A 24440-nucleotide genomic window follows, 5' to 3' on the forward strand; every position below is an offset into this window, starting at 1 on the left:
TTCTGCTGCGGCGAATCAGACTGCGTCCAGTTCGGACTGCTCCGGCGCGGGCGCGGTGTCGCCGTCGATCCGGTCCAGCTCCCGGCCCCGGGTTTCCGGCGCGCAGAAGACCATGAACACCACGGCTCCGACGACGAGCAGGCCGAGCAGCGTGAACGTCAGCGGCAGCCCGAGCACCGGCCACAGCACGCTGCCGAACAGCAGCGGCGCGAACCCGGTGACCGCCCGGCTCGACGATGACGCCCAGCCGAAGCCCGAGGCGCGCAGCTCCGTCGGGTACAGCTCGGACACGAAGGCGTACATCACCGGGATGACGACGAGCGAAAAGAGCCCGAACGCGCCGATCGCCACCACCGCGGCCCCCGCAGACCCGAGCACCAGCGAGAAAATCACCAGCGTGACCGCGGCGAGCGGCCCGGCCGCGGCGATCACCCGCTTGCGGCCGATGCGGTCCACCAGCAACACCGCCACCACGACGCCGACGATACCGAGCGCGTTCATCAAAGTGGTCGAAGCGAACGCGGCGATCTCCCCGAAGCCCTGCGCCTTGAGGATCGACGGCATCCAGCTCAGCGCGGCGTAGTACACCAGCATCACGGTGATGAACAGCGCCCACGCCACGCCCGTGACCTTCGGGTTGTACGCCCAGACCCGGCGCAACTGGTCGACCGCCGCGAACAACCCGCCGCCGCGCTTGTCTTCCTGAATCGCCGCCGGGATCCGGTACGGCTCCTTCGGCGCACCGGTACGCTCGACCAGATCGTCGATGACCAGCCGGGCTTCCGCCTCGCGCCCCTTGCGCACCAGGTACAACGGCGATTCCGGCACCCCGCGCCGGGCCCAGAACAACAGCACCGCGGGCAGGATCATCAGCACCAGCATCCACCGCCAGTTCCCGGAAACCGGAACCAGCAGCGTCGCGGACGCCCCCGCGAGCGTCGTGCCGATCGGCCACCATCCGTCCATCGCGGACAGCACCCGGCCGCGTTGCTTGCGCGGCGAAAACTCGCTGACGATGGCGTAATCCACCGGAATGCAGCCGCCCAGCCCGACTCCGGCGAGGAACCGAAGGAGCAGAAACACCTCGATATTGGGCGACAACGCCGCGAACACCGAGAAGAACGCGAACAACAGCAACGTAATGCTGAACGCCCGCTTCCGCCCGATCCGGTCCGCGACCGTCCCCCACGCGACCGCGCCCACCGCCATGCCGATGAGATTGGCCGTGGCGACGAATCCCCGCTGCGTCGCCGACAGCCCGAATTCCGTGCCCACCAACGGGGTGAGGAAGCCGTTCAGCGCGACGTCCCAGGCGTCGAACATGTAGCCGAGCCCGCCGATGAGGAAGATCTTGCCCTGGACGCGCCAGCGCCACGGCAAGTCTTGGACCACCTGGTCTCCGGTACGCATAGCCTTTGCTCCTTTGCGAAGTCTGCGTGTGCCGTTTCGTGCTATCGGGCGAACTGGTAGTGGATCGATTCGTTGTCGGGGTCGTTCAGCGGAGTCCCGTTCCACAGCCAGTCGTAGGACACATCGGACTCGCCGTCGAAGCTGCGCAGCTTCTCGTCGCGCTCGCGCTGCGCCGGACCGTCCGGCAGGTGGTAGAAACTCATGTTCTGCAAGGACGCGTCCTGCACCATCCCAGCATGCTTGGCGCGCCGGTGCACATACCGGGTCAACGCGGCGTCGATCCCCTCGCGCGTCGCCTGCCCCAATTCCTCCGCGAGAACCGCCCCGTCCTCCATCGCCTGCGACGCTCCTTGCGCCTGGTACGGAAGCATTGCGTGGCAAGCATCCCCGAGCAGCGCGACGCGCCCGTCCACCCACACCGGATCGCGCCGCCGCCGGTACATCGCCCAGACCGAGACGTCGTCCTTGGCCTTCGACAACATCATCGGCACGCGGTCGTCCCAATCGGAGTACTCGGCCGCGAGCTGCTCCGCGCTGGCCGGCGCGCTCCAGTTCTTCTCGACTTCCTCCGTGCACGGCACGATCGCCACCACGTTCAAATACTCGCCGCCGCGGATCAGGTAGTGGACGAGGTGCTTGTCCGGCCCGTACCAAATCGTGGAGTGGTACCGGTCGACCAGGAACCGAGTCGCCGGATCCGCCGCGATCGAATCCCCCGGGATCAACGCCCGGTACGCCATCTCACCGGAAAACGCGAGCGTGTCGTCGAACCCCGCGAGATCCCTTACCGCAGAACGAATCCCGTCCGCGCCCACGACAACGTCGCCCTCGAACCGCCGCCCGTCCTCGGTGATCACGGCAGGCCTCTCCGGGTTCCCCCGATCAAGGTCGACCACCTTCGCCGCGGTAGCCACCTTCACCACCGGCCCGGCCCCGTCCGGGTCGACACACGCCCGCAGCAGCACCGAATGCAGATCCGCCCGGTGGTAATGCCAATACGGCGCCCCGTACTTGTCCACGACCCGCTGCCCGAGCGGCAACTGCGCGATAATGCTGCCGTCGGCCCACCGCCGCCGAACCTGATCCTGCGGCTCGCACCGGACCCGCTGCAGTTCGGCCCGCAACCCCAGCCCGATCAGAATCCGGCTGGCATTGGGCGCGGTCTGAATCCCGGCCCCGATCTCCCCGAGCTGCGGCGCCGCCTCGACCACCGTGACCCGCAACCCGCGCTGCCGCAACGACAGGGCGGCACACAGCCCGCCCAGTCCGCCCCCCGCGACCACTACCTCGAAAGACTGACTCGCCGCCACCTGCCGACCTCCTACCCGCTAGCCGTCTCCGCTTACCGCCCCGGACGGGTTTAATCCGAACACGGATTATCCGAACACGCAATAGTCCAGGATGGATTTCGTGGCGAAGAGCTTGCTTCGGCCGCGCTGGGTGCGGGGACAGTCACCGAACGAGGCGACACGGCAGCCCTCGGTTTCGGACCGCCCAGCCCACCCGCGAGGGGCACCCTGAGTACCTCAGGTTCCCCTCACGACCGGCCGTCCGGCCACGAACGCCCCCTTCGCAGGCTCCGCTTCCCCCAAAGGCCCTTCACGGACCACCACACCATCCCCGCGATGCGCACCATGCAGGTCACCCAACAGCGGACGGGAATCCTTGCCCCATCGACGAACCCGGCACGCGATACCGAGGTCCGCGCGGCGGGATGCGCCCCAATGTGGCATTGGTTGCGTCCCACGCACCGAACGCCACATTGGGTGCGCCTGACGCACCCAATGCCACATTGGGGCGCTAGCCCCGCCCGCCTACGACACCGCAGCCGGTGCACCCGACCAGCGAGGCACCCAGCCCCTCCCCCGCACCCCGATACGAAGCCGCCCTGCGGTTCGGGGGTGCTTGTCAAGGCATCTTTCCCGCCTTGACAAGCACCCCCGAACCGTCAGCACAATGGGCCAACGGGGTGCCCCACGCAACCCAAGACCGGGCCGATGTCGCCGCCAGGCGACGAGCCACCCACCGCGAAAACCCTCAGATCTCCGGCCGCTCGGCAACGGCCTCCCACAACGCCCCCAGCTCGTTCAACATCCCCGCGATCTCCCCCCGCCGCTCCTCCGGGCACCCCGCGAGCAACGCCTGATCCAGCTTCCGCGTCCGCCGAGTCACCTCGCGAAACGCAGCCAGCCCGTCCTCAGTCAACGTCAGCACCTTGGCCCGGGCATCATGCGGCGCCGGCCCCCGGACAATCAGCCCGCGATTCTCCAACCGCCGGCAAACATCAGCCATCGTCGACGTATCCAGCGCGACCGCCTTGGCCAACGCGGTCTGATCAAACCCCGGATAAGCCCGCACCGCCGACAGCACCGCGAACTGCGGCCCCGTCAGCACCGAGTCGACATGCCGATTCCAAGCCGCCAAATACGCCTGATACAGCCGCCGAGCCCCGTACCCCGGCGCCGCGGCGAGATCCGCGGGCGCCTCCAGACTCACCCGACGCCCCGCCCGCGAGCCGCCCTTCGCTGACCCACCCACTGCTGTCGACATCCCTCGACCTTAACTACGCACCCGCGCCCCAGCAGCCCGTCCGGCCCGCCGGAGCCTGTCCCCGCATCCCTGCCCGCCGATAATAGTACGTCCCCGGACAAAGTACGGCTCAGCCAACTCCGGACGGCTTCCCCTGATTCCGGTCGAACAAGGCAGCCCCGCCCGTCAAAGCGAGCTGCGCCGCCACCCGATCGAACCACCGCTGCTTCCACGCCGTCGCCAGCGATCCGCGATGGAGCGCGCTCTTCTGGAAGACGGGTGCTCCTCAGCCTGCGAGCGGTATTTCCGGCACAGGCACAAGACTCGCCGGGCGACCGGCCTGCACCACCCACGCGCCCCCGGTCCCTCCCCCCGCCGCGATCGTCTCGACAGCCGCCGCGGCTTCGGCGGGGTCGGCTATCCGTAGTCCGGCTTTCTCCAGCGCCGGACGGAATCCCGCGATGATCGGCGTGCCGACCAGACCGGGGCAGAGGGCGTTGATCCGGACGCCGTCCGCGGCCAGGTGCGGCGCGGCCGACCGGACCAGGCCGACCAAGGCGTACTTGCTGGTCGCGTAGAACAGGTCCGGCGAACCGGTGAGCCCGGCCAAACTCGCCGTCACGACGACCGAGCCCCCGCCCTGACCGCGCAACTGCGGCAGGCAAGCGTGCAGGCCGTAGACCACACCGTCCACATTGGTCCGCATAGTGTCCCGATAGGACTCTTCGGTGAAATCAGCCAGGCCGCACCGGCCCGGCACGCCTGCGTTGAGCAGCACGACATCCACTCGCCCGAACTCCTCCACCGCCGCGCGCACCGCTCGTTCGTTGCCCGCCAGCGATCCGACGTCGGCGGCGACGAACCGGCCGTCCACTTCGGCGGCCACCGCGACGCCCCGCTCCTCGTCGCGATCGACGAGCACGACACGCATCCCCCGGGCGGCGAACCGGCGGGCAGCGGCGGCGCCGATGCCGCTGGCCCCGCCGGTGATCAAGGCCGCGCGCATCACGCCTTCTCCAGCGGAACGAGGCGCACACCGTGCAGCCGAAGCCCGTTGCGCCGCAGGAAAGACCTGCCGTAGAGACGCTGAACGGCCAGAAGGACCAGCAAAGTGACGACAAGGAGTCCGTCGTCCAAGACCGGCACGACGTCGACCGGCAGCAGCAACGCGACGGCAACCCGGATCGCGGCGTCGGCCAGGCAGGCAATGCCCCAGATCAGGCTGATCCGCCACAGCAACTGCCGGAACGGCGGAAAATCGTCCCAATTCCGTTCCCAGACACGCTGTTTTTCTTCGCCGAGGACACTACGGGCAGCCTCATACAGGAAAGGGCGGCGGAAAAACAGGGTTGCGCACAGGAAAAGGCCGAGCGCGACGGTGAGCACGGCGCCGCGCACCAGCAGTGCACGGGGGCTTCCGGTGACGAACGAACCGGCGACGGTCACCGCCATCGTTCCGAGCACGAACAGCCGCACCCCCGAAACCCGCCGCTCGGCGACGAGACCGCGGACCGCACCGACAACGGGGATGACACTGCCGGCCAGCAGCGCCACGAACTGGTTCACCCCAAGCCAGCGCAGACCGTAGAAGACGGCGAGCGGCGCCAGAACCTCCAGAAGCGGAAGCTGTCTCAGGCTGCCGAGCACGGCAGGTTTTCCGGTCATCATGGTTCCCCCTGACCTGACGAGTCACTGTTTCCGAGTAGCGAAACCGAAAGCGGCGACGACTTCGCCGGAATAAGCGTCGAAATCGAATTCCGGTTCCTCGTGCAGTCGCTGTGCGGCGCCGTCGACCGCCGCTCGGATCATGATCGCCATCGAGCGGACGTCGAACTCCCGGAACTCGCCGCTGGACTGCCCCTGCTCCAGCAAGGCTTCCAGGCTCCGCACGCTGACCTCCTGCGCGCCGGTCGAGGTGTACGCCTCGCCCTCGCCGGTGCGCAGGTGCTTGCCGATCTCGGTCAACGCCGCGACCTCCTTCGGATGGTCGCGCAGGAAGCGCAGGTTGGCCTCCAGGTAGGCGCGGAGCCTGCCCTGATCGGTCTCCGCGGCCTCAGTGTGTTCGTAGATGTACCGGGCGCCGGCGGTGAAGACTTCGACGGCGATCTGGCGGATCAGGTCGTTCTTGTCGGCGAAGTGGTACGAGATCATCCGCGGGCTGCGCAGTCCAGCCCGCTTGGTGATCTGCGCGAAGGACGCCTTGGCATAGCCGAGTTCCGCGATCGTCTCGATCGCCGCCTGCACGATCTGCGCGCGCCGCGCCTGGTTGGTGAATGTCCGGTCCATCGCCTCACCTGCTGTTTTATCTGCCCGAATCAAAACTACCATGAGCAGATCAAACACACCAGGGCACCGGACGCGCGCAGCCGCCGGGTCACCACTCCGGCCGCGAACTCCCCAGCTCCGGGGTAGTCCCCTCCCACCGCGGCGGGGTCTCGCTCATCCGGATCACCGGACCGAGGCTCTTCAGATCGCCATAAATCGTACGGTCGTCGACCACCGCGTAGCGCTCGAATTCCCCCGGCGAAAGACGACCAGGAGCGTCCGCGTAATCAGCCAACAACCCCTGCCGTTGCAACAACATCGACGACTGGCACAGCGAAACCCGCACGTGATACGACCCGCCTTCCCGCGCCCGCCGCGCCAACGCCAGCATCGCGCCGTAACTCGCCAGGAAGCCGGTGAGAAAATCGCACAGGTACACCGGAGTCAACTGTGGACGGTCGCCGCCCTGGATCACACAGGCGCCAGTCACGGCTTGCGCGACCTGGTCCCACCCGGCACGCATCCCGAAAGGACCGCCGGAACCGAAGCAGTTCACGCTCACGTAAACGATTCCCGGACGCAGCGCGGCGAGATCCTCCGGGCCGAAGCCATGGGCCGACATCCGACCCGGGCGATAGCCCTCGACGAACACATCGGCCGTGCCGGCCAAGGAACGCAACCGGTCCGCATCGTCCACTGTGGAGTAATCGAGGTAAGTGCTTCGCTTGCCATGACTGGTGTCCCGGACGAACGGTGCCACCTGCGGAAGCTGCGGAGCGGTCACCATCAGCACATTCGCACCGTGTTCGGCCAAGCTCAACGCCGCAGTGGGGCCGGCCAGAATGCGAGTCAGGTCCAGGACCCGGACGTCCGCGAGCGGCGAAGCACCACCATCGGGCAACGGAGAAGGAGCGCTGTCCGCGATTTTGGTGATCTCGACGACCGGGCGTGAAGCCAGATAGGCGCCGTGCGGATGCGCGAGCCATTCCTCCGGTGTCCGCACCACTCCCCCGCACGCGCCAGCAGCGGCGATGGCGTCTTCCAGATCGTCGGCCTTCCACTTGGCCACGGCGGCGGCAACGGAGGAAGGTGTCGCCTCGCAATCGAGAACATCCAGTACCCGGCGTTCCAGATGCGGCAGATTGAAGTGCGGCAGGAACCACCGTCCGTCGGCGGTCGGCCAAGGCTGGGTGAGCGCGACCATGCGCTCGACAGCAGGCGAAAGCGGGGCAGGCCGGAAGAAGCCGTCCGCGGCGCGGATGAGCGTCATGTCTTCGCCGCCTAGTGCGGTGGCCGCTGCGGCGCGGACGTCGACGCCGATCTTCTGCCGACGTCCCGTCCGCAGCTCCCACAGGTCGTTCGCGGCGACCGCGCGGGCGGCGAGGGCGGCGGCGAGGGTTTCGCCGATCCGGAACGGCGACGCGAAAAGCGGGTCCGAGCCCGTGATCGTGACCTCGTCGGCCGCGGGACGCGGAGCGTCGCGCAGGGACATCAGTTCTTCGAAGGCATCCATGTTCTTCCCTTTCAGGCCGAAGCGACGTCGACCACGGTGCGGCCGGTACCGGTGCCGGCCAAGAGCGAAGCGGCAGCGTCCTTGGCGTCTGACAGCGGGACGACCCGCGTCACGGAATCCAGGAGCGCCGGATCGAGCAGCTGCGCCAAGCGCTGCCAAGCGGCCTCGCGACGGAGCGGAGGCGTGCGGACCGAGTCGATCCCGAGCAGGGAGACGCCGCGCAGGATGAACGGCAGGACGGTGCCGGGATACTCCGCACCTCCGGCGAGTCCGCAGGTCGTCGCGACGCCGGAGTGTTGCAGGCCGGCGAGCGCACCGGCAAGCACGGGGCCGCCGACCGCGTCGAGCACGCCTGCCCAGCGCTGTTTGCCCAACGGCTTGCCAGAGGAGAGCACCGAAGCGCGGTCCAGGACCTGCGCGGCGCCCAGCGCCGTGAGCTGCGAAGACAGCTCGGCAGGGCGGCCAGTGGCGGCGATGACCTCGTACCGGGCCGCCGCGAGCAGCGCTACCGCGACCGAGCCGACGCCGCCGCCCGCACCGGTGACCAGGATCGGTCCGGTTTCCGGGGCCAGGCCGTGGCGTTCCAAAGCCAGCAGGCTGAGCGCGGCGGTGAATCCGGCCGTGCCGATCGCCGCCGCGCGGAGCGGGCCGAGTTGCGCGGGGACGAGCACGAGGTCGTCGCCGTTGACCGCGGCGAGGCCCGCCAGACCGCCGTGCAGGTCTTCGCCGAGGCCAGCGCCGTTGAGCGTGACTGCGTCGCCCGCCTTCCAACGCGGATGCCGCGACTTGAGCACCTCGCCGGTCAGGTCGATCCCGGCGATCAGCGGATGACGCCGGAGCACGCCGGGGCGGCCGTGCAACGCGAGCGCGTCCTTGTAGTTGATGCTGGAGTAGCGCACGCGGACAGCGGTGTCGAGGTCGTCCAGCGTCGCCGGGCCGAGTTGCTCGAGCGTCGCTCCGGCGGCGCGCGCGACCCAGCCGGGGAAGGTCTCCTGGTCCATGCTTCCCACGCTAGAAATCCGGAACCTGACAGGGAAATGCCTGTCACGGCACCGCCATGCGCGGCGGGCATAGCTGGGTAGGCTGCCGGTCATGGAGGTCGAACTGCGGCATCTGCGCGCGTTCGTGACGGTCGCGACGTGCGGCACGTTCACGGCCGCGAGCCGCGAGCTGCTGATCACCCAGCCGGCGCTGACGCGCACGATCCAGCAGCTCGAGGAGTCGGTCGGCACCCGCCTGCTGGAGCGCACGCCGCACGGCGTCGAGCCGACCGAAGCCGGCGGCGAGTTGCTCGGACGGCTGCGCGTCGTGTTGCGCGATCTCGACACCGCACTCGCCGCGGCGGCCGGGAATGCCGGGCTGCGGATCGGGTTCCAGTGGGCGCTGCCGGATCCGTGGGCGAGCGATCTGCTGACCGCCTTCGAAACCGCGACCGGCGCGACCGCCACTCTCCTGCGCCGCGACGACATCGTGGCCGCCCTGCATTCCGGCGACGTCGACGCGGCGCTGGTGCGCGGCGAGGTCGACGCGTCCGGGATCAGCGGAACCTTGCTTTTCGAGGAAGACCGGCTGGCCGCCGTCGCCGCGAGTGCGGAACTGGCGGCGCGCGCGGAGCTGGACTGGGCGGACCTCGCCGCGCATCCGGTGGTCGTGAACACGGTCAGCGGCGCGACCAGTCCGCTCGACTGGCCGCCGGAAAACCGCCCCGCACAGGTGATTCAGTGCGGCAGCTACGACGAATGGCTCACGATCATCGCGTCCGGCCGGGCCGTCGGATCGACCACCACCTCGGCCGCCGAAGCGCACACCCACGCGCGCGTCGCGCACATCCCGCTGCGGAACGCGCCCCGGGTGGCACTGCGCCTGCTGTGGCCGACGCGCCGGTCAAGCGATCCGCTGCTGCGCCGGTTCGGCGAACTGGCGCATTCCGTTCAGCGAGCGTCGTAGTCCGCGCGGGCCTTTTCGATCTTCGCCAGATGCTCGACGCTCCATTCCAGCAATGGCGCGGTCGCTTCGCGAAGAGTCCGGCCCATGGCCGTCAGCTCGTAGGAAACGTGCGGCGGCATGACATTGCGGACAGTCCGGGTGAGAATGCCGTCGCGCTCCAGATCCCGCAGCGTCACGGTGAGCATCCGCTGGCTGATCCCCTCGATTTCCCTTTTGAGCTCAGTGAACCGCTTCGGGCCGTCGCGCAGCATGCGGACGATCAGCAGGGCCCACTTGTCGCCCACGATTTCCAGGACCACGCGGGTCCGGCACACCTCGTCGGCCATGGTTACCTCCGGAGAACCGGGGCACTAATGAGTGCCTTATTGCCCGCCGCCGCGCGGACGAGCACGATGGTTATCGAACAGTACCGGGTTACTTCCGGTAACCACAAAACCCGAGGAATCCTGACTATGACGACGTATGTGCTGGTCCACGGCGCGTGGCACAGCGGCCGGGCGTGGGACCGGGTGGTCCCGCTGCTGGAAGCGGCCGGACACCGGGTGCTCGCGCCCTCCCTGACCGGCTACGGCGACAAGAAACACCTGCTCAGCCCCGAAATCGGGCTCGACACCCATGTCCAGGACATCGTGGACCTGCTCCGCGCCGAAGCGGACGTGGTCCTGGTCGGGCACAGCTACGCCGGGCTGGTCGTCTCGTCGGCCGCGAACGAGGTGCCGGACCGGGTCGCCGAGCTGGTCTACCTCGACGCGATGGTGCCGGAGGACGGCGAAACCGCGGTCGACGTCCAGCCGGTCAGCCGAAGCCTGATCGAGCTCGCCGAACAGCACGGCGACGGCTGGCGCGTCCCGCCGCTGCCGGAGCGGCCCGCGCCTTTCGGACTGTTCGGCGTCACCGATCCGGACGACATCGCATGGGTGCGCGAAATGCTCTCCGACCAGCCGGTCCGCTGCCTGCAGCAACCGGCCCGGCTCGACAATCCGGCCGCACGGGCGATCCCCCGGACGCACATCCACTGCGTCGGCGCGACCCCGGAGGGCATCACCCGCCGTCCGGTCCCCGCGATCCAGCCGAACGGGACGCCCGCGCAGGTCTGGGAACTGCCGACCGGGCACGACTGCATGGTCACGATGCCGGTCGAGCTGAGCGAACTGCTGCTGAAGCTCGCCTGACCATCGAGTGCCCACCAGACATATTTGCCCAGTGGGCACTTTTGGGGCTACCTTGGGAGCACAGCATCCCGGGGGAAGGACGTCGAGCCGTGCCGGAAACCGCCGCGCCGGAAGAAACCAGCCCGTTCACCCGGCGCGTCAAGATCGGCATCGCCGGGGCGTTGTCCGGCATGGCGCTGGGCATGCTGGACAGCTACATCGTCGCCACCGCACTGCCCAGCATCGCCGCGGATCTCGGCGGTCCGGGGTCGATGACCTGGATCATCACCGCTTACGCGCTGGCGATCGCGGCGTCCACCCAGGTGTGGGGCAAGCTCAGCGACCACTTCGACCGCAAGGCGATGTTCCTGCTGTCAGTGGCCGTCTTCCTCGCCGGATCCATGCTGTGCGGCGTGGCTCCGACGATGGGCGCGCTGATCGGTTTCCGTGCGCTGCAAGGCATCGGGGCCGGCGGACTGCTCGTCGGAGCGATGGCGGTGGTCCAGGTTCTGGTGCCGCCCAGGCAATCCGCGCGGATCTCCAGCTGGACCGGCCTGCTGCTGGGCCTCTCCCTCGTCGGCGGCCCGCTGGCGGGCGGTTTCCTCACCGACGCGGCCGGCTGGCGCTGGATCTTCTACGTCAATGTCCCGTTCGGACTGCTCTGTCTCATCGGGACAGTCGTCGGCGTCCAGCTGCCGCCGAAAAGCGGGAAAGCGCGAATCGATTACAGCGGAACGGTTTTGCTGGTCGCCGCGGTCGTCTGCCTCACCCTGGCGACCAGCTGGATCGGCACCCGCTACGCCTGGAATTCCCCGACGATCCTCGGCCTGTGCGCGGCCGCGGTCGCCGCGCTGACCGCGTTCGTCTTCGTGGAACGCCGCTGCCCGGAGCCGCTCGTGCCGTTCCGGATGTTCCGCACCCGCAATTTCGCGCTCGCACAGGTGCTCGGCTTCGCCTTCAACGTCACCATGGTCGCGACGGTCACCTTCCTCCCGCTGTACTACCAGAACGCGCGGGACGTGCCGCCGTCGCTCAGCGGGTTGCTGCTGATCCCGATGACCGCCGGGATGGTCGTGGTGATGAACGCGAGTTCGAGATACCTGCGCCGCACCGGCCGTTTCCGGATCCTGCCGATCATCGGCAGCGCCTGCGTCGCCGTCGGGACGACCGGGGTCTGCCTCCTGGGGCCGGACACCGATCCGCTGCTCGCGTCGCTGACCGGACTGCCGCTCGGAGCCGGGCTCGGCTGCCTCATCCAGAACACGATCCTGATCACCCGGCTGAGCGTCGAACCCCGCGACCTCGGCGCGGCGCTCGGCCTGGGCTCGCTGACCCGGACACTCGGCAGCGGCATCGGCGCGGCCGGGTTCGGCTCGCTGTACGCCGGCGCGCTCACCCGAGGCACCCCGCCGGCATCGGTCGCCGACGGCCTGCACGCGGTCGCCGCGGCGGCGCTCGTCGTCGCGCTGCTCTCCCTGACGGCCGCGTGCTTCGTCCGCGAAGTCCCGCTCGCCGACCGTCCCGCACCGCGCTGACCTGCGGATTCCAGCGGTGCTCCAGACTCGTTCCATACCTTCCCGGCAGCGTCCTCCACGGTGCGTCGCGTCCGCCGGGAGGGTGGGACCGAGGCCAAGGGGGACGAACCGGCCGGGCCAGACCCTCCCGGCCGGTTCGGGCAAGGGCGGTCGCAACCCCAGGCTCCGCCCTTGCCCGCTCTTCGCCGCGGCCGACCGTTTCTCCCGGCCCACGCCCGCCGCTGCCCGCCCTCGACTGGACCAGGGCGCCGATCGAGCCTGTTGCGGACGACTCCCCGGGAGAACAACGCGTCAGCCGACGGCGCGCTCCAGCAACACCTCGGCCGCCGCCCGGGCATGGCGCCCGTAGCCGGGATCGCCGAGCACCATCGCCCGGCTCGCGGCCCCGTCGGCGAGCGTCACCAACTGCTCGGCCAGCTCGGCGGGATCGGCGGCTCCCAGCTCTTCGACCAGGTCGGCGACCAGCCGGAGCATCAGCAGCTTCTGCTCCCGAGCGTAGGCGTGCACCGCGCTCTCCGGGTCCGGGTACTCCGCCGCCGCGTCGACGAACAGGCAGCCGCGCACCGGTTCGGCGTCCGGCAGGTCGAACATCGCCAGAAGCCGTTGCCGCGGCGGGAGATCCGCGCGGGTCAGCACGTCGTGCAGGGTGTCGCCGGAGCGGACGAGGTCCCGCAGATAGGCGACGACCAGATCGTCCTTGACCGGGAAATGCAGGTACAGCGTCCGCTTCGACACCGGAGCCGCGGCGGCCACTTGCTCCATCGTGGTGCCGGTGATGCCGTGCCGGGCGAACAGGTCCGCGGCGGCCGCCAGCACGCGTTCGCGTCCGCCGCGACCGGCCCGGCGGGCCTTCTCCTCGACCATGCGGCCAAGTGTACAGAACCGTTTACTTAAGCCGCCGGAGCCTGCTACCGTGCTGAGGTACACGATAACGTTTACCTAAGGAGCACCCCCGATGCCCGAACTCGCCGACGCCGCCGCGACCCTGATCCGCGGGCGGCGCGCGACCCGGTCGTTCCGGCCCGATCCCGTTCCGGACCGCACCCTCCGCGAGATCTTCGACCTCGCCGCCGCGGCGCCGTCCAATTCCAACGCGCAGCCGTGGCAGGTCGAGGTCGTCAGCGGAGCCAAGCGGGACGAACTCGCCGACGCGCTGGTCGCGGCGCATCAGGAAGGCCGCCGGTCGGTCGATTTCCCGTACAGCGAAGCCATTTACGAAGCCGTGCACCAGAAACGGCGAGCCGCGGCGGGCGGTGCGTTGTACGGCGCGCTGCAGATCGGTTTCGACGACCACGACGCGCGCGCTGCCTACGACGCCGAAAGCCTGCGGTTTTACGGTGCCCCGCACGTCGCGTTGCTGTTCGCGCCGGACACCGCCGAAGCCCGGCTCGCGGCGGATGTCGGGATGTACGGGCAGACCTTGCTGCTGGCCATGCAGGCGCACGGAGTTTCCAGCTGCCCGCAAGGATTGCTGAGCTTCTACGCGGGCACGGTCCGGGAAACGCTCGGCCTCGACCGGGGAAAACTGCTGTTCGGGATCTCGTTCGGGTACGCGGACCGCGCGGCAGCGGTCAACCGGTTCTCCGTCGGGCGGGCTTCGCTGGACGAGACCACGCGGTTCCACAACTGAACTCACGCCGCCGCGCAGTCCGGAAAGGAGCGCTGGATTGCCGGGCCGCAGCGTGGGTATTCCGGTGCGGGGAGGTGCCGATGGACGTACCGACGCTCGGCGTCGAGGAAGAATTCCTGCTCGCCGCGCCGGAGGACGGCCGTCCGCTGCCCGTCGCGGACGAGGTGCTCGGGAAGGTCGGGCGCCTCGCGGACGGGGCGGCCGTCCACCGGGAACTGCGTGCGACCCAGGTGGAACACGCCACCGGCGTCTGCACGACCGCGGCGCAGCTGCGCGATCAGCTGCGCCGCGGCCGGCTGGCGCTGTCCCGCGCGGCGGCCGACGCCGGTTGCGCGCTTCTGCCCACCGGCAGCCCGGTCGGCACCCTCCGTTCCCCCGCCGAGCCGCTGCCACCTGACCGGTACGCGCGGATCGACGCGCACTACGGCGATCTCGCCGCCGACTACGAGGCCTGCGGCTGCCACGTGCACGTCGGAGTCCCGGACGCGGACACCGCGGTAGCGGTCGTGAATCACCTCGCGCGCTGGCTGCCCACGCTGCTCGCGCTGTCGGCCAACTCCCCGTTCGACCGCGGCCGGGACACCGGGCTGCACAGCTGGAGAATGGCGCTGCAAACCCGTTTCCCCGGCTCCGGCCTCTCCCCGCACGCGAGTTCGCACGCCGCGCATCTGCGGCTCGTCGACACGCTCGTGGAGTGCGGAGCGCTGGTCGATCGCGAGCAGACGTTCTGGCTCGCCTGGCCTTCGCCGCGCTACCCGACGGTGGAACTGCGGGTCGCCGACGTGCCGCTGACCGTCGACGGCGCGCTCGCCCAGGCAGTCCTGTCGCGTGCCCTTGTCGCGACAGCGCTCGCGGAGCTGGAACGCGGCATCGAGGCACCTCCCCTCGACCCGCAGATCGGTTCGGCGGCGGTATGGGCGGCGACGCGGCACGGCCTCACCGGCGCCCTCGTCGACCCGGTCCGCAAGAGACCGCTGCCCGCCGCCGAAGCCCTCGCCGATCTGCTCCGCTACGCCGGGCCCGCCCTTCGCGAAGCCGGGGACCACGATCTCGCCCACCAGCTCGTCCAAGGAGTGCTGCGGGACGGCACCGGCTCGGCCGCACAACGGAAAGCCGGGCCGGACGGAGTGGTCGCGATGCTCACCGCCCGCACCGTCGACGCGTGACCTCGCTTCAGGCGGGTACCCGGGGACGATGACGACCTCCCTCACCGCACTGCCGGCCGCTCGCGGACCGGTCTCCGCGGCGCTGCTGGAAATCCTGCGGGATCCCGGCCGCCAGACCGCGGTCGACCTCCGCGACGCCGACCCCTTCGGCGATGATCTCCACCTCGCCCTGCACCTCTGCTACGAACTGCACTACCGCGGGCTGCCCGGCGTCGACGCGGACCGCGAGTGGGACACCGCGCTGCTGAGAATCCGGGCCCAGCTGGAGAACACGTTCCGTTCCGCGCTGCGCGACGCGGTCCCCGGCGGCTCCGACGCGGACGCCGAACTCGACGCGCTGCTGACCGAACGCGACGCGGACGGAGCTGTCGGTTTTCTGCTGGCCGAGGGCGAATGGTGGCACGTCCGGGAACTGTTCGCGCACCGGTCGGTCTACCACCTCAAGGAAGCCGATCCGCACGCGTGGGTCATCCCGCGGCTGTCCGGTCCGGCGAAGGCCGGGCTGGTGGCAGTGGAATTCGACGAGTTCGGCGGCGGCCACGCCGACCGGGTGCACGCCAAGCTGTTCGCGGACCTGCTCGCGGCGGCGGACCTGCCCGACGGATACCTGGCGTTGCTGGAGCACGTTCCGGGGCCGATGCTCGCGCTGGTCAACATGATGTCGATGTTCGGCCTGCACCGGTCGTCGCGCGGGGCGCTGGTCGGGCATTTCGCCGCCGCGGAGATCACCACCGCCCCCGGCGCCCAGCGGATGGACCGGATCCTGCGCCGCCTGGACGCGCCCGAGGCCTGCCGCTTCTTCTACACCGAACACATCGAGGCCGACGCGGTGCACGAACAAGTCATGCGCCACGAGGTCGTGGGCGGTTTGCTGGCCGCGGAACCGGAACTGGCGGCGGACGTCGTGCTCGGCGTCCAGGCCACCGGTTTCCTGGAGGCGCAACTCGACCAGCACCTGCTCGGCTGCTGGCGGGCCGGATTGTCGTCGCTGCGCCGGCCGCTGCCCTGAGAGCGGCGGCCTGGTCGCGCACCCCGCGACCAGGCCGCCCGGGTCAACCGCCTTGACCGCGGACCCGCTTCCGGTGACTCGTGTCGCACCACGGAAACCTCTTGCTGCGCCGGCAAGCGCACACCGCGACGACGAACCGGTCCGACCGCACCGGCTCCCCGTCCGGAGTGGACACTTCCACCGGACCCTCCACCAGCACCGGCCCGCCCGGCACCACCCGGACCCGGCGTTCATCGCGCGGCACGGAGCACCACCAGTTCCTCCGTGCGGTCGCCCGGCCGCACGAAACCGCGTTCGGTCAAGTACTCCAGCCGACCGGAGACCACCGGCCCGAACGGCACTTCCGCCCGCGCCAGCACCTCGCTGCGCAACCCTCCCGCGGCCAGCGCGAACCGCGTTTTGTCCACATCGGACATCGTCGACTGCACCAGGTACAGCGCGCCGTCGCGGGCCAGCAGCGACGGAGCGGCGGCGCACAACGGGTCCAGCATCGCGCGGCCGTCCGGTCCGGCGTCCCATGCGCGAGTCGAGCGGACCGTCGGCGTCGGAGAGGGCACGTAAGGAGGATTGGCGACCACGACGTCGTACGGTCCGGCTTCCGCGGTTTCCTGGAGCCCGCCCCGGACGAGGCCGATCGGCAGGGCCCGCAGCACGGTGTTCAGCCACGCGGAAGCCAATGCCCGCAGCGAAATATCCGCCGCGACGACCGCGGCGCCAGTCCGCGCCAAGGCGATGGCGAGCGCACCGCTGCCGGTTCCCAAGTCCGCGCACCGCATTCCGCAGCCGATGCGCGTATCCGCGGTCAGGACGCTGGAAAGCAGGGCAGTGTCCTCTTGCGGACGGTAGACCCCGGGCAGCCGGAATAGTCTGCCCAGCGGCCGGGCCTCCGCTTCGGTGCGCACGGACGTCGTCATGGCGGTCCTCCATCTCGGTCGGTCCGCCGGGATACCCCCGCCCGGTCAGGGCAAACCGCGATTTCCGCCGCACCGCCCCGAAACCGGCCGGTCACCCGGCCGCCTGCCGGTAGGAGCGCTGCTCGACGATCTCGCCGTCGCCGTTCGCCCGGGGTTCTCCGTGGACGTAGTGGCCGACCCCGCGCGCCTGCGCCATTTCCCGGCCGACCGACACCGCGTCCGCGCGACGCGCCGCGGTGTTCGCCACCCGCCGGATTCCCTCGATCCGGTTCTTCCACAGCCCGCCCTCGCGACACGTGTGAATGTCCCCTTCGGCCATTCCGCGCCTCCTTCCGCCTCGCCCGGCGGATACCCGATGCCACTGCGGACAACCGGGTTGCCAGCGGCGCCAGCGGGTACCCGGACCCGGGAACGGAAGGAGCGAACCGATGACCGAACCGCGCGAATCCGACGACGTCTACGGCGACACCCCGGAAGAAGAACGCGAGACCATCCGCGGCGAACAGGGCACGTCGCGCGACGAGCACGACGACTCCGACCCGCAGCAGGGCCGATGACCCTCAGCGGGACGATTCGCAGGCTTCCCTGGCGGGCACCCCGCAGCCGAGCCGGGCCCAGACCGTCTTGCCGCCGGAATGCTCGTGCACTCCCCAGTCGTCGGCGAGCCGGTCGACGAGCAGCATTCCCCGGCCGCGCGCCCGTTCGAAGTCCGGCGGGCGGACCTCGGGGCGGCCGGGCTCGGGATCGTCCACTTCGATCACCACGACGCACGGCCGCGCCAGCACGGTCAGCCGCGCGCACGACGGACCCGAGGTGTGCTCGTAGGCGTTCGACGCCAGTTCTTCGATCACCATCAGGACGTCCGCGAGATGGTCGGGCGACAGATGCCCCAGGGACTTGCCGGCCCAGGCGCGCACCCGCGGCAGCGCGGAGACTCCGGTGCCCTCCAGATCCAGTACCCAGGGAGTGTCGCCCGCCCCGGACTCCGAGCCGGTCACAGCCGGTGCTTCTTCCGCGGGCCAGGACCGCCGGCCCGCCGGCCCGCCGGCGACGCCAGGCGGGGAGGGGGGTCGCCAGTGCCGGAAACCGCCGCCGCGCTTCGTCGTCCCTCGCCGCAGCCGCTTGACATCACGTGGGGAAATCCCCTTCTTGTCCTCGAGTTCGCCGGTGCCCAATCGGGCGTACCCGGACAGGGCCGACTTCACACCTGTTGTCTCTCGGCGCTGGACCCCGGCGGCGGTTCGGCTACTGTCGCTGCATGCCGCCTCACGCGCCGGAGCCCGAATCGCGCACTCGCCTGGACGAGATCCTCGGATCCGGGCCGGGCAACGCCGACCTCGGCGAGGAGCTCACGAAGATCCTCACCCGGGCTTGCACCGTTCTCGACGTCGACACCGCCACCGTGCTGCGGCACGACGCCCGGTGGCAGCGCCTCGTCGCCGTCGCGGCCGCCGGTCTCGAGGAGGAGGTTTACCAGGGGGTCCAGGTGCCGGTCGGCGCGGGCTTCCCCGGCAGCGTCGCCGCGCGCCGGGAGCCGGTGGTCATCGACCAGGTGGACCAGACCACGGTGCTGAACGCGCTGCTGGCCGAACGCGGCCTGCACACCATGCTGGGCGTCCCGATGCTGGCCGGCACCGAACTGGTCGGCGTGCTGCACATCGGAGCCGTCCGGGACCGCCGCTTCACCACCACCGACATCGAAACCCTGCGACTGCTGGCCGACCGGCTGGCCGCCGTGCTGCAGGCGGAGCTCATGCACCAGAACCAGGCCGCGACCATCGCGTTGCAGCGCAGCCTGCTGCCGGGCGTCCTGCCCGTCATCGACGGCCTGCGCCTGGCCGCGCGCTACGTGCCGGGCGCGGAAGCCGGGCTCGGCGGCGACTGGTACGACGTGTTCCGGCTTCCCGGGGACCAGACCGGCATCGTGATGGGCGACGTGTCCGGACACGGCCTCGAGGCCGCGGTCATCATGGGACGGCTCCGCAGCGCGTTGCGGGCGTACGCGCTCGATTGCGACGATCCCGCCGAAGTTCTCGCCAAACTCGACCGCAAAGCGAACCACTTCGAGCACGGAGTGATGGCGACGGTCGCGTACGGCGTGCTCAGACCCGGTCACGGGAGCATGGCGCTGTCGCTCGCCGGGCACCTGCCGCCGGTCGTGGCGTCGCCGGGCGAACCGGCCGCACTCGTGTCCGCCCCGCCGGACCCGCCGGTCGGCCTGACCGTCGGGGCCACCGTCCAGCGGCGCACCACCACGGTGGACCTGCCGCCGGGAGCCGTCGCCGCGTTCTACACCGACGGTCTCGTCGAGCGCCGGGACCGGCTCGTCGACACCGGCATGCACCAGCTCGCCGAACTGGTCCGGCCGGAGGACCCGGAACGGGCCTGCGCCCGGATCATGGCCGCGATGGTGGGATCGCGGCCCCCGCAGGACGACGTCGCACTCGTGGTGCTCGAGCGCACTGCGGGGGCGCACTGATCACTCCGCGGCCAGCGCCTCGTCGAGCGTGCGGTACAGCGGGAGGCTCTGCTCCAGCCCGGTGAGCTGGATGGGCCGCAGGGTCGCCCGGCCGGACGCCACGATCCGCACCCGCGTCCCCTCCGGCGCTTCCCGGCACGCGGCCAGCAGGACGGTCAGCCCCGCCGACGCGAGGAAATCGACCCCGGTCAGGTCCAGGACCAGCACCGGAGGCTTCCCGGTGACGGTTTCGGCGACCGCGGCCGTCAATTTCGGGGCGGTCCCGAGGTCCAGGTCCCCGTTCAGGGCCAGCACCGCCGCGGGCGAGCGGTCGGCCCGTTCGATCGACAGCGAACCCGGCGGGTCGATCACCGGGTCGGTCAGCTCACTCATCGCTCTTTCCCTCCTCAGGAAGCCCGGAGCGCTCTTCGTCCGGGCAGGAAAAGGACGCGGCTGGCTGCTCAACCGCGAATAGCATGCCTTACGACGGCGGCTCGCACGAATGCCGCCGCGGGAAATGATCTCGGATCCCGGGCACACCGGCAGCGCGGGGGCGCCCCGGAAGAGACGTTCGGCTCATTGCGCGGGGGTGGCACGGGGGTTTGGCGGATGGTCGGCGTGCTCTTCGGGCCGGCACGGCGACGCGGTGCGTGCCGATTCTCCGGCGGTGCGTCCTGCCTGGTTCGACGTGCGCGGCTGAGCTGTTGTGCCGCGACGAGCGCGTGCGGCCGGCCTGCCTGGTCCGGCGTGCCGGGACCGCCTCGGTTGTCCGGACCGCACACCGCCCGGCCCCGCCACGCCCAGCCGACCGCGTCCGCGCACCGCCGGTCGACCCGGCCCGAACACCGCACCCGCTCATCGCGCACGACCGCGCCGCTGACCGGCGGCGTCCTCGCGCAGCCGGTCCGTGTGCTCGGCGATCTCCCCGACGCGGTCCGCCAGCGCGGCATGCCGCGGTTCGAGATGCACGCGCACGTCGGCCAGCGGCGGCAGCAGGTTCGTGACGTCGTCGTCTCCCAGCGCCACCCCGAGCCGGTCGGCGCTTTCCTGTCCGGCGGGGTCGAGGCCGGGCGCCGAACTGGCCTCCGCGGCCAGCTGCCGCAGCACAGCGGCGTTGCGCCGGGCCCAGTCCGCGACCGCCCGGTCTCCCGCGCGGCGGCCGCGTTCGGCGTCGACCCGGGCTTCGCCGGTGGCCTCCCCGGTCGCCGACGGCCGCAGCCGCAGGTACCGGCGTTCGGCCGCCTGCCTGCTCGCCACGCCCAGCGCCGGGGCCAGCGCCGCCCAGCTCGCGCCTGCCGCGCGCGCGGCCGCGATCAGTTCCGGTTCCCATGCGCCGAGCTGGTCGCGCAGCGCCCGCAGCGCGGAGAGCGCGGCCAGCGACCGGTCGGCCGCCGCTCCGCCGTCCCGGGCGGCCAGCACCGCCGCGCGGACGCCTTCGACCAGCAGGCCGGGGTCCACCTCCGCCATAACGTCATCCTCTCGACGACTTGGCAGTTGTCATCGTTTCGATGACATGCTAGAAGAAAAGAGCGTCCCCTGTCGAGCGACGGAGGTGAATCCGATGACTTGCCTGCCCCGCGGGCCGATTCGCCGCGTTCCGCAGGTTTCCCGGGCCCCTTCACCGGGAATCAGGTCCGGACCGCCCGCAAGGGCGCGTTCCGGCCGCTAGCCGGAAAACCCCGCCGCGCCGCCGGATGCGGCCCGTGGCGCGGGACAGGCCACCCCTGTTCCGCGTCAGTCCTTCGCGCGAGAAAGGCGTTGTCCCCGTGTCCCTGCCGCTGCACACCGCCCAGACCGGCCCGTCGCACCCCGCATCGGTGCGCTTGTGGAACTACCTCGCCGACGTCACCGGCGCTCTGGGCATCGGCCTCGAGTCCTGCACCGTCGACCACGACACCCCGGTGTCGGCCTACGTCGCGCTCGACGGCCACCTGCCCGCCTACCCCGGCCGCGACGTCGCCCTGCTGTGGGACGAGATCCGCGGCTGGGCCGCCGCCGTGGAAACGCACTCCGGCGAGGATCTCATCGTCATCCGCTACCTGGGCGGGCCTTCGGTCGCACCGCCCGCGTCCCGCGTCGCCGAGTTCGCGGCCGCGGTCCGCGACGACGACCATCGGATCGGCTGCCTCGCCCCGCCCGAACTGCGCACGCTGGGCACGCCCGCCGACCTCGACGCCATCCTCCGCGAGGTGGTGTGAACCAGCCGGCCGGACAGCTTACCGTCGGTGAGCGTCCACTGTGGACTCTCTGGTTTCGTGCTGCCGCGAAACGGGTAGCCGAGATCATGAGCGAGTTCGAAGCGCAGCGGAGGATGCCCGCGCCGGCGGATCACGTCTACGCCGTCGCCTCCGATGCCGCGCACCTGAACGAATGGCTGCCGGAGCCGGTCGCCGCACCCCCGGCCGGGTGCGGCGACCGGCTGCGGCTCGAATGGAACGGCGGCTGGCTCCAGGTCGCGTCCGGCGCGGCGGGCACGAGCCACGCGACGCTGCATCTGTCGATTCCGGCCGGTCAGAGCCGCGCCGACGTGCCCGCCCGGATCCGCGAGTCCCTCGATCGGCTCGCCGTTTTGTCCGGCTCGCCCGGCTGACTACCGTCCACAGTGGACTCAATGCCTCGCGGCCGGATCGTTTTCCGTCGCACGGAACAGGAACGTCACCGCGCGCGCCGGATCGGCTACTCTGCGGCCAGGAGTTGATGGTCCATGGTGGTGCGGAAGGAAATTCTGCCCGGGCCTCGCCTGCCCCGCACGGAACGGAACCGGCTCGCGATCGACTGCGTCGTCGACAGCCTGCTGCGATGTCTTCCGCTGGCCGAGCAAACCCGGCTGGGCATCGTCGCGGCGAGCCGCGGCCGCACGTGCGACCGCGAGGCCCTCCTGATGGAGATCTCGTTGCGCACCAGGCGTTCCCCGCACGCGGCGAGGTGCCTGGTCCGCGCGGTCTACTCGGCACTCGGGGAGACGTCGCCCGAGCTCGCCTCCCGGGTGCGCGCGGGCGTGAGCCCGGACGTGCTGGTCCTGCTGGGCGGGACGCGGCAGCCGAGCACGTGGTCGCGGGAAACCCCGCCCCGGTGCCACGGCGATGCGGAGCGCCGGGCCGCGCGGCTTCATTCCCGCGCAGGCCCGAGACCGGCCCCTTGAGGGAATCTCCTTACCCCTGCCGGGAACTCGAGCCGCGGCGCTTCGGCCCCGCCGAAATGCCCGCCCGATCCACCAGTTGAGCTTATCCGCGGCCCAGGTCCCGCGGGCCGGGCGACCACGCTTCAACCGCACGCTGCGCAGCGCAAGGCGGCTCGGCAAGCATGGCTGAATCGCGGCTGCCCGGACTGGAGCAGCGCGGCAAGGCGGGATCTGTCGTCCGTGAAGGACCTGCCGACCCGGACATTTCGGGAACCAACCGGGCGCGTCGCCGTCTCCGGGGTCCGCTGGGGACGGTCAGCGTGCGGAACCGCCCGGCTTGAGTCCCTGGCCCTGACTCGGATTGCCTCAGCCCTCGGGAACTTCGGCCCGGCACCGGCGAACCGATCTTCCCGGGATCGTCCGGCCGGCGGGAGTTGCCGTTCCGGCAAGATCGCGTGCGTTCCGGGCCCGGCTCCGGCGACGCTGGACGCACCCGACCCGAGGAGCCCACCGATGACCACCGACGCGACCCTGTTCTGGGACGAAGTGCACGCCGCCCGGCCGCCCGGGGACCCGAAGCCGAACGCCCGGCTCGTGGAAGCCGTCTCCGATCTTCCGCCCGGCGACGCGCTCGACCTGGGCTGCGGCAACGGCGGCGACGCGCGCTGGCTCGCCGGGCGCGGCTGGACCGTGACCGCCACCGACATCTCCGCCGTCGCGGTCAACCGCCTCGCCGGCCCGCGGATCACCGCGGTGCGGCACGACCTGCGGGTCAGCTTACCGGCCGGCGAGTTCGACCTCGTGACGGCGCACTACCTGCAGACCCCCTTCGAACTGGACCGCTCGACGGTCCTGCGCACCGCCGCGCACGCACTGCGGCCAGGCGGCCGGTTGCTGGTCGTGGACCACGGTTCGACAGCGCCGTGGTCGTGGAACCAGGATCCCGACGCGCATTTCCCCGGCCCGGCCGAAATCGCCGCCGATCTCGCCCTCGATCCGGCGCAGTGGGCCGTCGAGCGCGCGGACTCCCCCACCCGCCTCGCGACCGGGCCGGACGGCCAGACCGCCCAGGTCGTCGACCACGTCCTGCTGATCCGCCGCACCGCCTGAACCTGAAGGAGACCGCCGTGGCCCGCCGTCGCGACACGCCGCCGCCCCGCACCGGAAGCAGCGAAACCGAAGTCCTGCGCGGATTTCTCGACTATCTCCGCACCTCGGTCGCCGCCAAGGTGGACGGTGCGCCCGAACCCGAAGCCCACGCCGCCGCGGTGCCGTCCGGGACGAATCTGGTCGGACTGCTCAACCATCTGACTTTTGTGGAGCGGTCGCTGTTTCTCGGCGAGACCGTACGGAGCTGGCCGTCGACGTTCCGCACCAAGGACAGCGTCGCCGACGTCGTCGCTCGCTACCGGGAAGCGGTCAAGCTCGCCGACGAACTTCTCGACAGCTGCCCGGATCTCGCCGCCCCGCTGCCGGGTCGCGACGGCCCGAGCGTCCGCTGGGCGCTGACGCACATGATCGAGGAAACCGGACGGCACGCCGGGCACGCCGACATCCTCCGCGAACTGATCGACGGCACGACCGGACGCTGAAAACCAGTGCCGAAAAGCCAAAACTCCCTCGAGCCCGCCCCGCCGCGTCCGCGAGGAGAACCCTCAGGGACTCTGATTCCCCCAGGGTTTCCCTCACAGACCGCGAACCGGGGTTTCGGGGGCGTCCGGCTCGCATCGGCGTTTGAGGAAAACCAGTGGCCTCGGAGCCGCGCGCCCGGCCACTATGGAAGACATGAACA

General features: G+C 70.6%; 29 protein-coding genes. 13 read left to right on the forward strand and 16 right to left on the reverse strand.

Annotated elements, in window-relative coordinates; translation table 11 throughout:
* Positions 1–15 precede the first annotated feature (15 nt).
* The 8 genes from H4281_RS15725 to H4281_RS15760 all read right to left on the reverse strand — a co-directional run bounded on the left by H4281_RS15725 (position 16) and on the right by H4281_RS15760 (position 8718).
* Positions 16–1410 (reverse strand): MFS transporter, encoded by a 1395-nt coding sequence (locus tag H4281_RS15725; protein ID WP_182891661.1) that lies wholly within the window; start codon positions 1408–1410, stop codon positions 16–18.
* Between the two features lie 41 nt (positions 1411–1451).
* Positions 1452–2720, reverse strand: coding sequence for an FAD-dependent monooxygenase (locus tag H4281_RS15730; protein ID WP_182891662.1), 1269 nt, complete (start codon positions 2718–2720; stop codon positions 1452–1454).
* Between the two features lie 727 nt (positions 2721–3447).
* Positions 3448–3948, reverse strand: coding sequence for a MarR family winged helix-turn-helix transcriptional regulator (locus tag H4281_RS15735; RefSeq protein WP_182892105.1), 501 nt, complete (start codon positions 3946–3948; stop codon positions 3448–3450).
* A 277-nt stretch (positions 3949–4225) separates the two neighbouring features.
* Positions 4226–4945, reverse strand: coding sequence for an SDR family NAD(P)-dependent oxidoreductase (locus H4281_RS15740; protein WP_182891663.1), 720 nt, complete (start codon positions 4943–4945; stop codon positions 4226–4228).
* Entirely contained in the window at positions 4945–5607 is a 663-nt protein-coding gene (locus tag H4281_RS15745) for a VC0807 family protein (protein ID WP_237599184.1), read from the reverse strand. The genes H4281_RS15740 and H4281_RS15745 overlap by 1 nt, the downstream gene beginning before the upstream one ends.
* A gap of 21 nt (positions 5608–5628) precedes the next feature.
* Entirely contained in the window at positions 5629–6225 is a 597-nt protein-coding gene (locus tag H4281_RS15750; RefSeq protein WP_182891664.1) for a TetR/AcrR family transcriptional regulator, read from the reverse strand.
* An 88-nt stretch (positions 6226–6313) separates the two neighbouring features.
* On the reverse strand, positions 6314–7717 hold the full coding sequence (locus H4281_RS15755; RefSeq protein WP_237599183.1) for a CoA transferase: 1404 nt from the start codon (positions 7715–7717) through the stop codon (positions 6314–6316).
* A gap of 11 nt (positions 7718–7728) precedes the next feature.
* The gene (locus H4281_RS15760; RefSeq protein ID WP_182891665.1) at positions 7729–8718 is read right to left on the reverse strand and encodes an acrylyl-CoA reductase family protein; all 990 of its coding nucleotides are present in this window, start codon (positions 8716–8718) and stop codon (positions 7729–7731) included.
* A gap of 91 nt (positions 8719–8809) precedes the next feature.
* Here H4281_RS15760 and H4281_RS15765 point away from each other — a divergent pair, with 91 nt between their 5' ends.
* Positions 8810–9664, forward strand: coding sequence for a LysR family transcriptional regulator (locus tag H4281_RS15765; protein WP_182891666.1), 855 nt, complete (start codon positions 8810–8812; stop codon positions 9662–9664).
* On the opposite strand, the gene H4281_RS15770 is transcribed toward H4281_RS15765, so the two are convergent.
* Entirely contained in the window at positions 9649–9990 is a 342-nt protein-coding gene (locus tag H4281_RS15770) for a winged helix-turn-helix transcriptional regulator (protein ID WP_182891667.1), read from the reverse strand. The two genes, H4281_RS15765 and H4281_RS15770, sit on opposite strands and share 16 nt — an antisense overlap.
* Positions 9991–10116: 126 nt before the next feature.
* Between H4281_RS15770 and H4281_RS15775 the strand changes: the two genes are divergently transcribed.
* Together H4281_RS15775 and H4281_RS15780 are read left to right on the forward strand one after the other, a co-directional pair.
* Positions 10117–10836, forward strand: coding sequence for an alpha/beta fold hydrolase (locus H4281_RS15775; RefSeq protein ID WP_182891668.1), 720 nt, complete (start codon positions 10117–10119; stop codon positions 10834–10836).
* Between the two features lie 89 nt (positions 10837–10925).
* Positions 10926–12350 carry an MFS transporter gene (locus tag H4281_RS15780; RefSeq protein ID WP_182891669.1) on the forward strand — a complete coding sequence of 475 codons (1425 nt, stop codon included), beginning with the start codon at positions 10926–10928 and terminating at the stop codon, positions 12348–12350.
* Positions 12351–12641: 291 nt separating this feature from the next.
* Here the strand turns inward: H4281_RS15780 and H4281_RS15785 are convergent, their stop codons facing one another.
* The gene (locus tag H4281_RS15785; protein ID WP_182891670.1) at positions 12642–13214 is read right to left on the reverse strand and encodes a TetR family transcriptional regulator; all 573 of its coding nucleotides are present in this window, start codon (positions 13212–13214) and stop codon (positions 12642–12644) included.
* A 91-nt stretch (positions 13215–13305) separates the two neighbouring features.
* On the opposite strand from H4281_RS15785, the gene H4281_RS15790 reads away from it, so the two are divergent.
* The 3 genes from H4281_RS15790 to H4281_RS15800 all read left to right on the forward strand — a co-directional run bounded on the left by H4281_RS15790 (position 13306) and on the right by H4281_RS15800 (position 16155).
* Positions 13306–13980 (forward strand): nitroreductase family protein, encoded by a 675-nt coding sequence (locus H4281_RS15790; protein WP_182891671.1) that lies wholly within the window; start codon positions 13306–13308, stop codon positions 13978–13980.
* A gap of 80 nt (positions 13981–14060) precedes the next feature.
* Positions 14061–15146: a carboxylate-amine ligase gene (locus tag H4281_RS15795; protein WP_182891672.1), complete on the forward strand. Its 1086-nt coding sequence runs from the start codon at positions 14061–14063 to the stop codon at positions 15144–15146.
* 28 nt (positions 15147–15174) lie between these two features.
* A complete protein-coding gene (locus H4281_RS15800; RefSeq protein WP_182891673.1) occupies positions 15175–16155 on the forward strand; it encodes an iron-containing redox enzyme family protein in 981 nt (326 codons plus the stop codon).
* 43 nt (positions 16156–16198) lie between these two features.
* On the opposite strand, the gene H4281_RS15805 is transcribed toward H4281_RS15800, so the two are convergent.
* The 3 genes from H4281_RS15805 to H4281_RS15815 all read right to left on the reverse strand — a co-directional run bounded on the left by H4281_RS15805 (position 16199) and on the right by H4281_RS15815 (position 17388).
* Positions 16199–16399: a CDGSH iron-sulfur domain-containing protein gene (locus tag H4281_RS15805; RefSeq protein WP_182891674.1), complete on the reverse strand. Its 201-nt coding sequence runs from the start codon at positions 16397–16399 to the stop codon at positions 16199–16201.
* Positions 16386–17069 carry a methyltransferase gene (locus H4281_RS15810; protein ID WP_182891675.1) on the reverse strand — a complete coding sequence of 228 codons (684 nt, stop codon included), beginning with the start codon at positions 17067–17069 and terminating at the stop codon, positions 16386–16388. Before H4281_RS15810 ends, H4281_RS15805 begins: the two co-directional genes overlap by 14 nt.
* A 91-nt stretch (positions 17070–17160) precedes the next feature.
* Positions 17161–17388, reverse strand: a complete 228-nt coding sequence (locus H4281_RS15815; protein WP_182891676.1) for a DUF2188 domain-containing protein — start codon at positions 17386–17388, stop codon at positions 17161–17163.
* A 109-nt stretch (positions 17389–17497) separates the two neighbouring features.
* Here H4281_RS15815 and H4281_RS46225 point away from each other — a divergent pair, with 109 nt between their 5' ends.
* A complete protein-coding gene (locus H4281_RS46225; protein ID WP_255443129.1) occupies positions 17498–17626 on the forward strand; it encodes a hypothetical protein in 129 nt (42 codons plus the stop codon).
* Between the two features lie 3 nt (positions 17627–17629).
* On the opposite strand, the gene H4281_RS15820 is transcribed toward H4281_RS46225, so the two are convergent.
* The gene (locus H4281_RS15820; RefSeq protein ID WP_182891677.1) at positions 17630–18067 is read right to left on the reverse strand and encodes an ATP-binding protein; all 438 of its coding nucleotides are present in this window, start codon (positions 18065–18067) and stop codon (positions 17630–17632) included.
* A 260-nt stretch (positions 18068–18327) separates the two neighbouring features.
* On the opposite strand from H4281_RS15820, the gene H4281_RS15825 reads away from it, so the two are divergent.
* Entirely contained in the window at positions 18328–19548 is a 1221-nt protein-coding gene (locus tag H4281_RS15825) for a PP2C family protein-serine/threonine phosphatase (RefSeq protein WP_182891678.1), read from the forward strand.
* Here H4281_RS15825 and H4281_RS15830 read toward each other — a convergent pair whose 3' ends face one another.
* Positions 19549–19920 carry an STAS domain-containing protein gene (locus tag H4281_RS15830; RefSeq protein ID WP_182891679.1) on the reverse strand — a complete coding sequence of 124 codons (372 nt, stop codon included), beginning with the start codon at positions 19918–19920 and terminating at the stop codon, positions 19549–19551. It lies immediately after the preceding gene.
* Positions 19921–20382: 462 nt separating this feature from the next.
* On the reverse strand, positions 20383–20994 hold the full coding sequence (locus H4281_RS15835) for an HSP18 transcriptional regulator (RefSeq protein ID WP_182891680.1): 612 nt from the start codon (positions 20992–20994) through the stop codon (positions 20383–20385).
* Positions 20995–21299: 305 nt separating this feature from the next.
* Between H4281_RS15835 and H4281_RS15840 the strand changes: the two genes are divergently transcribed.
* The 5 genes from H4281_RS15840 to H4281_RS15860 all read left to right on the forward strand — a co-directional run bounded on the left by H4281_RS15840 (position 21300) and on the right by H4281_RS15860 (position 24240).
* Positions 21300–21725 (forward strand): DUF6292 family protein, encoded by a 426-nt coding sequence (locus H4281_RS15840; RefSeq protein WP_237600859.1) that lies wholly within the window; start codon positions 21300–21302, stop codon positions 21723–21725.
* 86 nt (positions 21726–21811) lie between these two features.
* Positions 21812–22117, forward strand: a complete 306-nt coding sequence (locus H4281_RS15845; protein WP_182891681.1) for an SRPBCC family protein — start codon at positions 21812–21814, stop codon at positions 22115–22117.
* 114 nt (positions 22118–22231) lie between these two features.
* Complete coding sequence (locus H4281_RS15850; RefSeq protein ID WP_182891682.1) at positions 22232–22669, forward strand: DUF2267 domain-containing protein; 438 nt, start codon at positions 22232–22234, stop codon at positions 22667–22669.
* 492 nt (positions 22670–23161) lie between these two features.
* A complete protein-coding gene (locus H4281_RS15855; protein ID WP_182891683.1) occupies positions 23162–23758 on the forward strand; it encodes a class I SAM-dependent methyltransferase in 597 nt (198 codons plus the stop codon).
* 17 nt (positions 23759–23775) lie between these two features.
* A complete protein-coding gene (locus H4281_RS15860) occupies positions 23776–24240 on the forward strand; it encodes a DinB family protein (protein WP_182891684.1) in 465 nt (154 codons plus the stop codon).
* Positions 24241–24440 lie beyond the last annotated feature (200 nt).

Source organism: Amycolatopsis dendrobii (genome assembly GCF_014145675.1).
GTDB classification, from domain to species: domain Bacteria; phylum Actinomycetota; class Actinomycetes; order Mycobacteriales; family Pseudonocardiaceae; genus Amycolatopsis; species Amycolatopsis dendrobii.

Coding starts and splice junctions, on each gene's coding strand:
- H4281_RS15750 (WP_182891664.1), bottom strand. CDS start 6,225: ATGGACCGGACATTCACCAACCAGGCGCGGCGCGCGCAGATCGTGCAG.
- H4281_RS15815 (WP_182891676.1), bottom strand. CDS start 17,388: ATGGCCGAAGGGGACATTCACACGTGTCGCGAGGGCGGGCTGTGGAAG.
- H4281_RS15835 (WP_182891680.1), bottom strand. CDS start 20,994: ATGGCGGAGGTGGACCCCGGCCTGCTGGTCGAAGGCGTCCGCGCGGCG.
- H4281_RS15745 (WP_237599184.1), bottom strand. CDS start 5,607: ATGATGACCGGAAAACCTGCCGTGCTCGGCAGCCTGAGACAGCTTCCG.
- H4281_RS15825 (WP_182891678.1), top strand. CDS start 18,328: ATGCCGCCTCACGCGCCGGAGCCCGAATCGCGCACTCGCCTGGACGAG.
- H4281_RS15810 (WP_182891675.1), bottom strand. CDS start 17,069: ATGACGACGTCCGTGCGCACCGAAGCGGAGGCCCGGCCGCTGGGCAGA.
- H4281_RS15850 (WP_182891682.1), top strand. CDS start 22,232: ATGGTGGTGCGGAAGGAAATTCTGCCCGGGCCTCGCCTGCCCCGCACG.
- H4281_RS15760 (WP_182891665.1), bottom strand. CDS start 8,718: ATGGACCAGGAGACCTTCCCCGGCTGGGTCGCGCGCGCCGCCGGAGCG.
- H4281_RS15775 (WP_182891668.1), top strand. CDS start 10,117: ATGACGACGTATGTGCTGGTCCACGGCGCGTGGCACAGCGGCCGGGCG.
- H4281_RS15765 (WP_182891666.1), top strand. CDS start 8,810: ATGGAGGTCGAACTGCGGCATCTGCGCGCGTTCGTGACGGTCGCGACG.
- H4281_RS15755 (WP_237599183.1), bottom strand. CDS start 7,717: ATGGATGCCTTCGAAGAACTGATGTCCCTGCGCGACGCTCCGCGTCCC.
- H4281_RS15855 (WP_182891683.1), top strand. CDS start 23,162: ATGACCACCGACGCGACCCTGTTCTGGGACGAAGTGCACGCCGCCCGG.
- H4281_RS15785 (WP_182891670.1), bottom strand. CDS start 13,214: ATGGTCGAGGAGAAGGCCCGCCGGGCCGGTCGCGGCGGACGCGAACGC.
- H4281_RS15795 (WP_182891672.1), top strand. CDS start 14,061: ATGGACGTACCGACGCTCGGCGTCGAGGAAGAATTCCTGCTCGCCGCG.
- H4281_RS15725 (WP_182891661.1), bottom strand. CDS start 1,410: ATGCGTACCGGAGACCAGGTGGTCCAAGACTTGCCGTGGCGCTGGCGC.
- H4281_RS46225 (WP_255443129.1), top strand. CDS start 17,498: ATGACCGAACCGCGCGAATCCGACGACGTCTACGGCGACACCCCGGAA.
- H4281_RS15845 (WP_182891681.1), top strand. CDS start 21,812: ATGAGCGAGTTCGAAGCGCAGCGGAGGATGCCCGCGCCGGCGGATCAC.
- H4281_RS15800 (WP_182891673.1), top strand. CDS start 15,175: ATGACGACCTCCCTCACCGCACTGCCGGCCGCTCGCGGACCGGTCTCC.
- H4281_RS15830 (WP_182891679.1), bottom strand. CDS start 19,920: ATGAGTGAGCTGACCGACCCGGTGATCGACCCGCCGGGTTCGCTGTCG.
- H4281_RS15770 (WP_182891667.1), bottom strand. CDS start 9,990: ATGGCCGACGAGGTGTGCCGGACCCGCGTGGTCCTGGAAATCGTGGGC.
- H4281_RS15740 (WP_182891663.1), bottom strand. CDS start 4,945: ATGCGCGCGGCCTTGATCACCGGCGGGGCCAGCGGCATCGGCGCCGCC.
- H4281_RS15790 (WP_182891671.1), top strand. CDS start 13,306: ATGCCCGAACTCGCCGACGCCGCCGCGACCCTGATCCGCGGGCGGCGC.